Origin of the sequence: Synechococcus sp. R55.2 (assembly GCF_047462075.1) — a bacterium.
GTDB lineage: Bacteria > Cyanobacteriota > Cyanobacteriia > Thermostichales > Thermostichaceae > Thermostichus.
The window spans coordinates 1-12,084 of sequence record NZ_JANSIH010000014.1 but is presented as its reverse complement, the minus strand read 5'-3'; the positions used below and the strand labels follow the sequence as shown (position 1 = coordinate 12,084).

General features: G+C 57.3%; 12 protein-coding genes. 3 read left to right on the top strand and 9 right to left on the bottom strand.

Going from position 1 to position 12,084, the window contains the following annotated elements; all coding sequences use genetic code 11:
- Positions 1 to 190 precede the first annotated feature (190 nt).
- A complete protein-coding gene (locus NW838_RS00400; RefSeq protein ID WP_414357839.1) occupies positions 191 to 1,582 on the top strand; it encodes a TldD/PmbA family protein in 1,392 nt (463 codons plus the stop codon).
- A gap of 234 nt (positions 1,583 to 1,816) precedes the next feature.
- Here the strand turns inward: NW838_RS00400 and NW838_RS00395 are convergent, their stop codons facing one another.
- From NW838_RS00395 to NW838_RS00355, 9 genes are all read right to left on the bottom strand, one after another.
- Entirely contained in the window at positions 1,817 to 2,074 is a 258-nt protein-coding gene (locus tag NW838_RS00395) for a CHRD domain-containing protein (protein ID WP_414357840.1), read from the bottom strand.
- Positions 2,075 to 2,454: 380 nt separating this feature from the next.
- Positions 2,455 to 2,913, bottom strand: a complete 459-nt coding sequence (locus NW838_RS00390; protein ID WP_414357838.1) for a fasciclin domain-containing protein — start codon at positions 2,911 to 2,913, stop codon at positions 2,455 to 2,457.
- Positions 2,914 to 2,994: 81 nt separating this feature from the next.
- A complete protein-coding gene (locus NW838_RS00385) occupies positions 2,995 to 4,305 on the bottom strand; it encodes a CO2 hydration protein (protein ID WP_414351925.1) in 1,311 nt (436 codons plus the stop codon).
- 57 nt (positions 4,306 to 4,362) lie between these two features.
- On the bottom strand, positions 4,363 to 5,898 hold the full coding sequence (locus NW838_RS00380; protein ID WP_414357836.1) for an NADH-quinone oxidoreductase subunit M: 1,536 nt from the start codon (positions 5,896 to 5,898) through the stop codon (positions 4,363 to 4,365).
- A gap of 50 nt (positions 5,899 to 5,948) precedes the next feature.
- Complete coding sequence (locus NW838_RS00375) at positions 5,949 to 7,784, bottom strand: NAD(P)H-quinone oxidoreductase subunit F (RefSeq protein ID WP_414427273.1); 1,836 nt, start codon at positions 7,782 to 7,784, stop codon at positions 5,949 to 5,951.
- A 522-nt stretch (positions 7,785 to 8,306) separates the two neighbouring features.
- The gene (locus NW838_RS00370; RefSeq protein ID WP_414357833.1) at positions 8,307 to 9,263 is read right to left on the bottom strand and encodes an NAD(P)H-binding protein; all 957 of its coding nucleotides are present in this window, start codon (positions 9,261 to 9,263) and stop codon (positions 8,307 to 8,309) included.
- A gap of 163 nt (positions 9,264 to 9,426) precedes the next feature.
- Positions 9,427 to 9,717, bottom strand: a complete 291-nt coding sequence (locus NW838_RS00365; RefSeq protein ID WP_414357832.1) for a 4a-hydroxytetrahydrobiopterin dehydratase — start codon at positions 9,715 to 9,717, stop codon at positions 9,427 to 9,429.
- Positions 9,718 to 9,795: 78 nt separating this feature from the next.
- On the bottom strand, positions 9,796 to 10,314 hold the full coding sequence (locus NW838_RS00360; RefSeq protein WP_414357831.1) for a GNAT family N-acetyltransferase: 519 nt from the start codon (positions 10,312 to 10,314) through the stop codon (positions 9,796 to 9,798).
- A 2-nt stretch (positions 10,315 to 10,316) separates the two neighbouring features.
- On the bottom strand, positions 10,317 to 10,475 hold the full coding sequence (locus tag NW838_RS00355; protein WP_414357829.1) for a hypothetical protein: 159 nt from the start codon (positions 10,473 to 10,475) through the stop codon (positions 10,317 to 10,319).
- 243 nt (positions 10,476 to 10,718) lie between these two features.
- Here NW838_RS00355 and NW838_RS00350 point away from each other — a divergent pair, with 243 nt between their 5' ends.
- Both NW838_RS00350 and NW838_RS00345 read left to right on the top strand, forming a co-directional pair.
- Positions 10,719 to 11,498, top strand: coding sequence for a cysteine hydrolase family protein (locus NW838_RS00350; protein WP_414427272.1), 780 nt, complete (start codon positions 10,719 to 10,721; stop codon positions 11,496 to 11,498).
- A gap of 45 nt (positions 11,499 to 11,543) precedes the next feature.
- On the top strand, positions 11,544 to 12,008 hold the full coding sequence (locus NW838_RS00345) for a cupin domain-containing protein (protein WP_011434408.1): 465 nt from the start codon (positions 11,544 to 11,546) through the stop codon (positions 12,006 to 12,008).
- The last annotated feature ends 76 nt before the right edge of the window (positions 12,009 to 12,084 follow it).

Below are 12,084 nucleotides of genomic sequence, written 5' to 3'. Positions count from 1 at the left end.
TCCTTGGGGCGACTGTAAACTCGCCTGAAATTCCGAAACTTAGCTGTCCTCTGGGTCAGCTAGGGATTGGGATAAAGCCCGCACCCTGCGCATAGCGCGGGTGCCGGGTAGTTTACTCGGCGTGGCAGCTCATCGACTTTCCAGGATCGGGCTATGCTGGACTGAGGACTACACCCATCTCCCTGTTGCTATGCGAGACCTTCTGCGCGACATCCTTCGGGACTGCTCTGGCTTTGTGGAACTGCGCTACCACAGCAAGGTGTTCCGCAGCGTCACTGCCGAGAAGGGCCGCCTTGAGCGCACCGCGGTTCGTCGCCGTTCCGGAGTGGGGGTGCGGGTGTTGGAGGCCGGCACTTGGGGCTTTGCTGCCACCGGGGATCCCTCGCCGGCTGCTATTCGGGAGGCCATCGCTGAGGCTCGCCGTGCTGCTCAAGCCAGTGCCGACTACCGCAAACAAAAGCTGGGATCCCTGCCCAGTGTGCGGCTGGCCCAAGGGGAGTTCTGCGAGCCCGGTGTGGAGGAGGTGCTGAATAAGCCGCTGGAGGCGAAGATCCAGTTGGCTTTGGAAACCGAGGCGCAGGCCCGGCAGGCCTCTCGCCAAATTAGCTCCGCCAGTTGCACCTACAACGAGATCTACGAGGAAAAAGCCATTGTCACCACCGATGGGGCGGATGTGGCCTTTCGTCTGGTACGCCCCGAGCTGCGAGTTCAGGCGGTGGCCGAAGCTGCCGGCCAGCTCAGCAGTGGCTCCGAGGCCATTGGGGTAACAGGGGGATGGGATTGCCTGTTCCGCTCGCATCCCTTGCAGATGGCGGAAAAGGCGGCTGCTACCGCGGTTGATTTATTGTCCGCAGGCTACGCAGAAGGGGGATGGGCCACGGTTATTCTGTCGCCTTCCATCGTGGGGCTGTTGGTGCACGAGGCCATTGGCCACACGGTCGAGGCGGATTTTGTCCTGGCGGGTTCTGTGGCTGCCGGCAAGCTGGGGCAGCGGGTGGCCAGCGACTGGGTTACCCTCAAAGACTCCGGCCATTCAGAGTTTATGCCGGGGGCAGGGGGAACCCTTCCTGTGGACGACGAGGGCGTTCCTACCCAAAGCACCACCATCATCCAAAACGGCATTCTGGTCAGCTATCTCCACAACCGCGAAACTGCTGCCCACTTTGGCGTAGAGCCCACCGGCAATGCCCGCGCCTGGGAATATGCCGATGAGCCTTTGATCCGCATGCGCAACACCTTCATTGAACCCGGATCCCAAACGCTAGAGGAAATCATCGCCAGCACTCCCGATGGCTACTTCCTGGATGGGGCCAGGAACGGGCAGGCGGACTCCACGGGCGAGTTTATGTTTGGCGTGGAGCGGGCCTACCGCATTCGCGATGGCAAGCTGGCGGAGTTGCTGCGCGGTGTCACCATCACCGGCAATGCTTTTGAGGTGCTGCAATCGGTGGATGCCGTCTCGCGGGACTTCCTGTGGGACTTGGGATCCGGCCATTGCGGCAAGGGTCAACCGGCCAAGGTGGATGCAGGCGGCCCCTACATTCGCTGTCGGGCCATTGTAGGTGGGCAACAACCTGTGTAGTTATTCCCTTGGCGCTCCACAGCTAGCCCAGAGGTGAAGCCTACAGCTCGCTCTGTAAAGGGGACTGGCAGGCCGGCTCCAGGACTACCGAAAGCTGCTGGCCAGGAGCTACACAGAAACTCTGTCCTGCCGGCACGACTGACCGTGGGGGAGTTCACAGAACAGCCAATCCGTCCGCAAAAATTAGGGATCCCCTCACCTGCGGGGATCCCAGATGGGGTACTGGATCAAACCTTAGCGAGGGAAAACCACCTGGGCTCGCAACTCGCCCGGCGGGTTGGCCTGCGTGTGAATGTTGATGTAGTAAGCTCCGGCCAAAAAGCTGGAGACTTGCTCAGGGGTGAGGTTGGCTTCCAGTCGGAAATTCCCCGACTGATTGCCTGGATTCGGCAACATGTTCAAGACAAAGGCCACCGGCCCTGTGGCCTGGGCGAAAGATTGTCCTGGCTGCGGCTGAGCAATGTGAATATGTCCAGGGCCAAAGTTAGCAATGGGTAGAAGTGGGGTTGTGAGATTTGTAAAGCTTCCTTAACCGCTGAGAAACAAGACAGCAACCAGGCAAAAGCCGCAAAAAACCTCGAAAATTGAACGAGGCCGAAGGGAAAAACCGATCAACAACATGGAAAAAAGCTCCTCGGTCAGAGAACAGGCTAAATAAGGTACGTATCAGGCCAAGCTTCGGATTCATCTCTGGGTTTAAAAGACGGCGACATCACTGCTACCGAGAGACAAAAATCCCCACCCTGTGGGGGGCGGGGGATGGTGTAGACTGCACGCGGAGCAGAAATCTCTGACCGTACCTATAAAGTTGCGGAGAGGGGGAGAGGGTTCACCCAGGCACTTTCCCCAAGCTCGGTTCAGGATAGATCTGTCTATCCTCTGGCCGAGGCAGCCAAGGCGGAGTTCATGATCGGCCAGAACCAGTGGGGCCGCATCAGGATGACGGTGTCGATGACGTGGATGATGCCGTTATCGGCTTCGATGTCGGCTTGGATAACGGTGGCGTTATTGACCTCGAAAACGTCCCCTTCGATCAACAAGTCGATGGGAGATCCCTCTACCGAGCCCACACTTTGGTACTTGGCCAAATCTGCCTTTTTCAGGCGACCGGGCACCACGTGGTAACACAGGATGCGGGTCAGTTGGGGGATGTTTTGCACCAGAGTGGTGATGGTGCCAGGGGGCAGCTTGGCAAAAGCCGCATCGGTGGGGGCAAAAACGGTAAAGGGGCCGGGGCTTTTCAAAGTATCCACCAGGTTTGCCGCTTTAACGGCAGTTACCAAGGTGGAAAAGCCCTCAGCAGAGACGGCAATATCGACAATATCGGGCATGGCCGGGATCCTTTTGCTGTGAAGTTGTTGCTAACTGGATTGCTGCTCGAAAGGCTTTGGGATCATTAAAGTTGCCACGGGCTAGCGATAATTCTGATCCTGAATGTAGGCGAGGCGGGCTGCTTCCCGGATCCCATATTCCGGTCGGGTGAAGCGATTGAGTTGTCCCTCAAAATAACGGCGGTTCATCATCAAGTGCCGTGGATTTGGATCATCAAGGGGATACAAGAAAGCGGCCCTTCCCGCCTGAATCACGGCTGAGGTGACGTTGTACATGGAGCGCTGGAAGCTAACCCCCAATTGAATCAGCATGTCCTCTTCGCCGCGGCAATGCTTGCGATAATACTCCACCAAATACTGGGGCAAAAAGTGGTACATATCCTGGTGCAAGAGCGTGGGCGGGATCCCGGCGGTGCCCACCGGAAACTTATCGGCGTAGAGGATCCCGTAGTGGAAGTCCAACTGGTTGGTGGGAACTTCGTTGGCCTGGGCGTTGTAGGACTTAGTGCCGCGGAAAGGAGAGGTGCGATAAAACACGGCCTCTACATAGGGGAAGGCAGCCTCATATAGCCAGGTGAATCCTTTGGATTTGGGCACAATATCGTACCATTCTCCCCGAATACGCACGCGGTGGTAGATGGGTCGTCCGGCAATGGCGAAGATCCCGTTGACCAGAAAGTTCATCGCCTCCGGCACGCTGGTAATTTTGCCTTCATCGTAGAGATCGCTCATCTCAAAAAAGACCGGAGCCATCACCTCCCAAAACAGGCCCAACACCGAGTACATGGTGGCCTGGCGGCACAGCTCCAAAAACATATCGGGGAAGAGCTTGTATAGCCCCATCAACAAGGGGTTGCCCTGGCAATAGGCGCGGATGGCGCGGTCGGCATTTTGCTTGTATTCTTCGGAATCCATGTAGGGATCCAGCAAGCCCCCCATATCCCGGTGCCAGAGCATGGCCCGCATACATTCTTCGGCAAATTCCATGTTGATGCGGTCATGCCAGAGGTGATGCAAAATCCTGGGCAGCTTGCGCTTCAGCTCCCCCTTTTCCATAAACTCCAGCAGCTCGGGATGGGCCGTAGCCTGGCCTCGCCAAATGCGCAAATCCGCGTTATCCCCCGCGTAGTGGTTGGCCAGCTTCAGATACTCTTCAGGAATGATGAACTTGAAAAAAGGCAAGGGATCCACAAACACCTGCTCGGCAATGTAGAGCAGATCCCGCCAGTAGAAATCCATTGGCACGGCATAGGCTTTGTAGAGGCCGATAATTTGCATCAGGTTTTCCGGCGTATCTGGCAGCATGGATCCCCCTGCCTCCAGGCGGTGGACTATATCCGCAAAAGGATGGGTAGAAGGGGGCAGCTTGCGGGCTGTGAGGGTTGTCGTCATAGAAGAAGTCTCCAACTCTTCAAAAGTTCTGGCTCCTTGAGGTCATTCCCTGGGATCTCAATTCCTGGAAGTTTCCCGCTTGCCTGGATCGGCTCCAGAGAGGGTGATGGGGGCAAGGTCACCGGCTGATGCCAAGATAAGCGTTTGGGCCTGAGCCACCTGGGTGGATAGGGTAAAGGCCAACGGTTGCGGCCATTTCACCAGGCTCATGGGCTGGATCCCAAACCAAACGATCAAGGCCGTCAAAATCAGCCCTGGGATCCGCTCCCAGCCATGCACGCGCGGGTAGTAGGCGGTGCGGTTGTCCAACCTGCCAAAGCAGGTGCGGTTCAGCAAAATCACAAAGTACACCGCCGTCAAGCCGGTGCCACAGATGCTGATCAAAGTGGGCAGAGGAAAATCTTGGTAGCTGCCCTGGAAGATCAAAAACTCCGCCACAAAGCCCACCAGGCCAGGGATCCCGGCGCTGGCCATCCCCCCCAAGATGAGCAGGGCGCTCACTGTGGGCAAGCCTCGCAAGGGGTTGAGCAGGCCGTTGAGCACATCCAGATCGCGGGTTCCCACTTTGCGCTCCACCAAGCCCACCAAATCGAACAGCAGCGCCAAGATGAGACCGTGAGAGACCATCTGCACCATCGCCCCGGTCAGGCTAATGGGGGTGGCTGCCGCCATGCCCAGCAAGATGTAGCCCATATGGCCGATGGAGCTGTAGGCCACCATGCGCTTGATGTCTTTTTGGGCGATGGCTGCCAAAGCCCCGGACAACACGGCAATGGCTCCCCACCAGGCTAGGATCCCGCCCAGGTCGGCCCAAGCTTGGGGAAACAACTGCAGCCCAAAGCGAAACAGACCGTACGTGCCTAACTTGGAGAGGATCCCTCCCAGGAGGATGGCCACTGGCGGCGACGACTCCCCGTATGCATCAGGCAACCAGGTGTGGAAGGGGATCAGCGGCATCTTAATGCCGAAAGCCACGATCAAGGCCAACAGCGTCAAGGTCTGGGCAACAGGGCTGAGAGAGGTGATGCGGATCTCCAGCAGCTCAAAGCTATGGGGATCCCCCAGCCAGTAGATGGCCAAAAAGGCCCCCAACAGAAAGATGGCGGAAACGGCGGTGTAAATCAAAAACTTGATGGCAGCATAATCCCGCTTGGGGCTGCCCCAAATGGAGATGAGCAGGTAGATCGGGATCAGCACCAGCTCGTAAAACAAGAAGAACAAAAGCAGGTTCTGGGCAACAAAAGCCCCGTTGACCGACCCGCTCATGAACAAAATGCAGCCGTATAAGAGGTTGGGCCGCTTCACCTCTGGCTCAGCTGTCAGCACCGCAATCAGCGTGAGCAGCCCATTCAAAGCCACCATCAGCAGGGAAAACCCGTCCAGGCCCAGGGAGTAGCTCAGCCCAATTGCCGGGATCCAATCCCACCGCTGCACCCACTGCAGCCCTTCCGCTTGCAGGTCAAAGTTGGCAAACAGCAGCAGCGAGATCCCCAGCAGGATCCCGGCCAAGGCCACCGCCAGCTTTCGCCCCCCCAAGCCTAAGAACAGGAGCAGGGATCCCAAGATCGGCAACACAATCAAGGCACTCAGCATGGTCTTTTCCCTCTTTATCTAAGGACTCCGTCCCGCTACCTTGCCCAAGCCTAGAGAATCAGCCAGCCCAGCAGGGCCACCCCCACCACAATCGTCAGCACGTAGGCTTGCAACTGGCCAGAGGTGGTGTATTTCAAAACCTGTCCACCCGCCAATACCGCCAAGCTGGTCAAATTTACCAAGCCGTCTACCACATAGCGGTCGAACAAGGCTGTAACCTCAGAGATGATGCGTACCGCAAACACCACACTGGCCCGGTAGAGCTTGGGGGTGTAGAAGTCGTTGGCCAACAAATCCTGCCAGTCGGCCAAGAAGGCCCAGTCCACCGGTCGTCGCTGCGGACGCAGATACAGCCAGGCTCCCAAGGCAATGCCTGTCAAGCTGGATCCCGTCATTACCCCAACAGGGATCCCTTCCAGAGCGGGAATCAGACCCAGCGTCGCCAGGATCATGGGCATGTGCAGCGCCACCCCCATCGTGACCGTCATGGGCAGCATCATCGGCCAATGCACCTCCGGCGAACGCTCGCTCATCTGCTGCGGCTTGCCCCCCCAAACAAGGCCAAATACCCGCGTTAGCCCCAGCGCCGTCACCGCATTGGTAACCAGCACGACTGCCGCCCACAACCCCTGCCCCGATTGCACCAACTGCTGCCACAGATCCGTCAGCACCCAAAAGGAACCGAAAGGCGGCAAAGCGATGATTCCAGCCATCCCGGTCAAGAAGCACAGCCCCGAGATAGGGCGCCGCGACCACAAGCCTCCTAGATAGCGCAGATCCTGGGTAATGCTGTTCCAGATCACCGTGCCCGGAGCCATCACCAACAGAGCCATGGCCGGAGCATAGGTCAGCAGCAACCCATAGGCTTGCTGGGGATGACCGGTGCCCACCGCCACAAAGATCAAGCCCATGTAGGCGCTCACCAGATAAGACAGGGCCCGCTTGGCGTCGATCTGGGCCAAAGCCACCAGGGATCCCCCCACCGCCGTCAAGCTGCCGATAGTCAGCATCACCTTCAGCACCGTTGGGGAAAGCTCATAGAGGGGTTGCAGGCGAATCAACACCCAGGCCCCCGTGCCCACCACCACTGCGTTCCGCAAAATCGAGGCCGGGATCGGCCCTTCCATCGCCTCATCTAGCCACAGGTGCAATGGGAACTGGGCACACTTGCCCACCGGGCCGGCCAGCAACCCCAGCCCCACCAGCGCAATCAAGGTCGGATCCACAGTGACAGATCCTGCCTGCACCGCCTCTGCCCAGGCCGCCAAATCCTCAAACTCCCAGGAGCCGGTCAGGGGATAGATGGCGATTACCCCCATCAAGAGCAACAGGTCGCCGATGCGCTTGGTTAAAAAAGCATCCCGCGCTCCCGTCACCACCAGCGATTGGTTGAACCAAAAGCCCACCAACAGGTAAGTGCCCAGGGTCAAAATCTCCAGGATCACGTAGCTGAAAAAGAGGGAGTCGCACAAAGCCAAGGCACACATCCCCCCCTCAAACAGGCCCAGCAGGGAGAAAAACCGCGCCCAGCCCCAGTCCATTTCCATGTAGCCAAAGCCGTAGATCTGGGCCACCAGGTTCAGCCCCGTCACCACAGCGCAGGCCCCCAGAGTTACCGATGACACCTGCAGCGGCAGCTCTAACATCAGATCCCCCACCTGTAGCCAGGGCAACCGAATGACCTGCGCCGGCTGATCCCAAATTGCCACCAGCGCCCCCACGCTGTGCAGGAAGGCCATCAACGTCAAGAGCGCATTCAGATAACCTGCCGGACGTGGTCCCGTGCGCCGGGTGATTCCTGGGGACCAGATCAGCGCTCCCGCCCACGCCACCAAAGCGTAGAGGGGAATCAGCCATGCAGTTGTGACCAGCCCGTTCAAGCTCATAATCCTCCTTCGGCCAGGGATCTTGGCCAAACTGGAACACTTGCTGAGATCCTGTAAAAAATCTTAAGCAGCATCTTAGCTGCAAATTAGGATAGATAAAAATTGAACTTTCCGATAAAAACTATAGACAAAAATCTATAGTTCAAGCAGGGGGAGCAGAATAACCTCTGTCGTTGTCACCCCCTCACTCTCTAAAGCGTAGATGGAAATGAACCCCTTGGGAACCTAAGGATTTGCGATTGTTTGGACACAGGGAATGATCAAGAAAACTGGGTTTAGCGCTCCGCACCGCCAAAGCGAAGGCCTACGGCCCGCTGTCGCGACAGAGCGGCTTTGTGTTATGGTACGGGTTGATCTCCGCCAACTTGAATATGGCGCAGTGTCAATAAAAAGTGTCTGGGAGTTCATCCCAGTAGTTGGGGCTATGGCATCCGCTAACGCAAACACGACCCCGTCCACCCCTTCTCCCAAGGTTGCTGCTCAAGCTGCTGTGAAATTGCCGAGAAGACTGAGAACAACGACTTAGAAGGGCGTCTTGACTTTGGGTTGCTTGACCTTTAGCTCGCGAAGCCGTTTCAACATCTTCTGGAAATACTCCGCCAGGTAATCCTCAAGCGAGGTCAGAGAGGCCAGTTCAATCCCCAAGGTTTCGCATACAGGCGTCATATCGGCGTGCATGGGTTCTTTGGCCGCGATCACCTCCACAAACGCCAGCCGGTCGGCAATGTTCCAGCTCCACTGAAAAAACTGCGCCACCTTGCGCGCCCCTCTCAGCAGTCCCAGCGGCATGGTGCTGACTTTGGCCTTTTTGCCGGAGAGCTGCTCGCACAAGGCAATGACTTCTCGAGCCGTCCAAGCCTTGGGCCCCACCAAGGGAAAGATTTGCTGCTTGGCAGCTTCTACAGTGAGAGCTCGCACCGCAAACCGGGCAGCATCCAAGGTGTCCAGGTAGGCCGTCGGCACGCCCTCGCCGGTTACCCAGACGATTTGTTCTTCCAAGATGGGGATGGCGTACTGGCCAATCAACCCCTGCATAAAGCCCGCTGGCCGGAAAATGGTGTAGGGCATCTGGGATCCAACCAAATACTTCTCAATGTGATGCTTGAAATTCATCAGGGGCACATTGGGATACTCGTGGTGAGCGCCCATGATGGAGAAAAAGATAAAATGCCCTACCTGGGCAGCCCGTGCCGCATTGATCAGGGCAACTTTGCCATCCCAGTCCACCTGACGGGCGCTGAGGGTATCGGTCACCCGCACCGTGGCACAGTCGATCACCGCCTCGATGCCTTCCATGGCGGAGTTGAGGGTGCTGGGCTGAAGCAGATTTCCCACCTTCAGGTGAGCGCCCCATTCACTTAAGAAAGCAGCCTTTGCCGGATTTCGCACCAGACAGGTGACTTGGTGTCCCTCTTCGATGGCTCGGCGTACCACTTGACGGCCCAGCGTTCCCGTCGCCCCCACAACCAGCACGTTCATAAAATTATCATTTCTTAACCTTAGGCTTAGTCTATCAGACCGACACAGCTCCCAACACAATCCAACACAACTTTGAGGCAGCGACTTTGAGGCAGCGACAAAATGGGGATCCTCTGCCAAGCCGGCTTTGAGGGATCCCTAGAGTTAGGTACTGAGAAAGCGTTCAGCCGGCCAGCTCGTTCATGCGTTGCGCCAAGGTGAAGTCCAATTCCGTAATGCCCCCGGCATCGTGGGTGGTGAGATCCACCCGCACGCGGTTGTAGACATTGCTCCATTCGGGGTGGTGCCCCATGCTTTCGGCCACCAAGGCCACACTGCTCATCCAGCCAAAGGCTTCGACAAAGGAACCAAACTGAAATTGGCGATGCAGCTTTCCCTCCCGCAAAGACCAGCCCGGCAGATTTTCCAGCTTGGCCTGGATCTCGGCTTCACTGAGTTTGACAGGTCTGGACATGGGCGTTCCCTCCGATCGATGCCATCGTTTTCATCACGCTTTCATCAAAGGAGCAACTGAGAGCGGATCCCGGCTTATTTACAAAACTTCATAACCTTTTGGTTCTGCCACGCCAGCGGCGCCGAGGGGTTTGTACAGCCAGTAGCCTTGCACGGAGAAATGGGCCCGCTTGTAGAAATTGAGGGCAGCCTGGTTATGGCGATAAACCTGCAGGGTAATGGCAGCTAGCTGCTGCTGGGATCCCCAGCGTTCCACCTGTTGCATCAAAGCTCTGCCCAGGCCCTGCCGGCGATGGGCGGGATCCACCCAGAGCAAAAAGACGTAGGCCACCCGCCGATGGGTGGCTTGATCGGTGGAGATGCCGGCCCAAACACAGCCCACCGGCTCTGCAGTTTCTTCTTTCAAGATCCACCAGCAAGGGGTGCGGGGTGGGTCGAAGAGGCGATCCAGCGTCTCTTCTAGGTGATCCCAGTTGCTTTGCTCTGGAAAAGATTCCTGCAACGTGGCCTGCAATCCTCGTCGCACCCAGGGCCGATCCCAGGCTGAACCAATGCGCCAACGGTAACCGGCGGGCAAAGGGATCCCTTGTTCAGCCATCCTCAGGCATTTGCAGAAAGGGCCACAGGCGTTGTTTCTTCTAGGGGGGCAGGCTGGGCCATATCCTCCGGCAGAAACGAGCGAATGCTCACCACCACCAGGGTAAACAGAAACACCAGCAGGATGAGAGCGGGAAAGATATATTGCCGCAGGATGCTCATGCTTCTACATAATCATTTCAAGTTTCTACAGCATAGCGTGCAGGGAGGGATCCCTGGGCACCTTTTCGGATCATCCTCATCTCAATCCCTATCAACTGACCCTGGGGGATCCCATGCGTTAATAAGGTGAGAAAGTGTAGCCTATGATTCCAAAGTGAGGTTGGCTGTGCATTAAGGTCGAGCGTAGTTGTGGGTCATCCGCCCCACCTGATCCCACTGCTGCGCGACGCGAGCGGAGAATCCATGAGCACTCCCAATCGCCCCTTGAAGACCCTTGGGATCCCTCCCAATGCCTGGGCTGTGAATGCCGAAATGGCCGACCTCACCCGTCCGCCCTTGGATCCCCGGCCCATCCTGCTGCCCACCTCCAGCAAAACCCTGCGCTTGGATCTGGCCAAAGCGGCGCTGCTGGTGATCGACATGCAAAACGACTTTTGTCATCCCGACGGTTGGCTGGCCAGCATCGGCGTCGATGTCACACCTGCACGGGCTCCCATCGGCCCTCTAAAAGCCCTGCTGCCCCGCCTGCGACAAGCTCAAGTGCCGATTGTGTGGGTGAACTGGGGCAATCGCCCTGACTTGCTCAACATCAGCGCCGGCTTGCAACATGTGTACAACCCCACCGGAGAAGGGGTGGGACTCGGGGATCCCTTGCCCAAGAACGGGTCTCTGGTTCTCACTCACGGCAGTTGGGGTGCGTCCGTAGTGGAGGAGTTGGAAGTCAAACCCGAGGATATCTGGGTGGACAAGTTCCGCATGAGCGGCTTTTGGGATACGCCTCTCGATAGCATTCTCAGAAACCTGGGGCGCACCACCCTCTTTTTTGCCGGCGTGAACATCGACCAGTGCGTCATGACCACGCTGCAAGATGCCAATTTCCTCGGCTACGACTGCATTTTGCTGGAAGACTGCGCCGCCACCACCTCTCCTGAATACTGTTTGCTAGCTACCCTCTACAACGTCAAGCAGTGCTTTGGCTTTGTCGCCTCCTCCTCAGATTTGCTCGCGGCTCTCCCCTGTTAGCACTTGCCCACTATTCACCCCTCATCTCTTGAGCGGAGGATCCGGATGCAAACGCTTTCCCGCTGCGTGATCCCAATTGTTAAAACCCCTGCCGATTATCAGGCTTTTCGCATCAGCCCCCACGATACCAATCGCCTGGCCATCGTGTTCGATCCTTCTCATGCTCAGATTTCTCTAACCTTTTGTGTGGAGATCTTCGATGAGGGAGGCAAAACCCCTCCAAATCGCCATCAAATGGCTGTGGAAATGTTTTTTGTTCTCAAGGGGGAAGGCCTGGCCATTTGCGATGGAAAAGCGGCCCCCATCAAAACTGGAGATAGCATTCTGGTACCGCCGACCGGTGTACATGAAATCCACAATACCGGCCCAGGCCGCCTCTACGCCCTCTGCTTCATGGTGCCCAACGAAGATTTTGCCGAGCTCATCCGCTCCGGCACTCCTGCGGACTTGGATGAGGAGGATTTGCAGGTGCTGTCGGGGGGCTGGAGAAGGGCATTTGCTGAGGCTTAGGCCTCAATGGCTCTGGGAGCTGTAGAGGTTGGAAGTCAGGGGTACTGATACATTCACGCTGAACTCTCCTGAACAT

Excerpts from the sequence above, each read along its gene's own strand:
- NW838_RS00400 (WP_414357839.1), top strand. The coding sequence starts at position 191 with ATGCGAGACCTTCTGCGCGACATCCTTCGGGACTGCTCTGGCTTTGTG.
- NW838_RS00355 (WP_414357829.1), bottom strand. The coding sequence starts at position 10,475 with ATGAGCATCCTGCGGCAATATATCTTTCCCGCTCTCATCCTGCTGGTG.
- NW838_RS00385 (WP_414351925.1), bottom strand. The coding sequence starts at position 4,305 with ATGACGACAACCCTCACAGCCCGCAAGCTGCCCCCTTCTACCCATCCT.
- NW838_RS00345 (WP_011434408.1), top strand. The coding sequence starts at position 11,544 with ATGCAAACGCTTTCCCGCTGCGTGATCCCAATTGTTAAAACCCCTGCC.
- NW838_RS00375 (WP_414427273.1), bottom strand. The coding sequence starts at position 7,784 with ATGAGCTTGAACGGGCTGGTCACAACTGCATGGCTGATTCCCCTCTAC.
- NW838_RS00380 (WP_414357836.1), bottom strand. The coding sequence starts at position 5,898 with ATGCTGAGTGCCTTGATTGTGTTGCCGATCTTGGGATCCCTGCTCCTG.
- NW838_RS00360 (WP_414357831.1), bottom strand. The coding sequence starts at position 10,314 with ATGGCTGAACAAGGGATCCCTTTGCCCGCCGGTTACCGTTGGCGCATT.
- NW838_RS00370 (WP_414357833.1), bottom strand. The coding sequence starts at position 9,263 with ATGAACGTGCTGGTTGTGGGGGCGACGGGAACGCTGGGCCGTCAAGTG.
- NW838_RS00365 (WP_414357832.1), bottom strand. The coding sequence starts at position 9,717 with ATGTCCAGACCTGTCAAACTCAGTGAAGCCGAGATCCAGGCCAAGCTG.
- NW838_RS00390 (WP_414357838.1), bottom strand. The coding sequence starts at position 2,913 with ATGCCCGATATTGTCGATATTGCCGTCTCTGCTGAGGGCTTTTCCACC.
- NW838_RS00350 (WP_414427272.1), top strand. The coding sequence starts at position 10,719 with ATGAGCACTCCCAATCGCCCCTTGAAGACCCTTGGGATCCCTCCCAAT.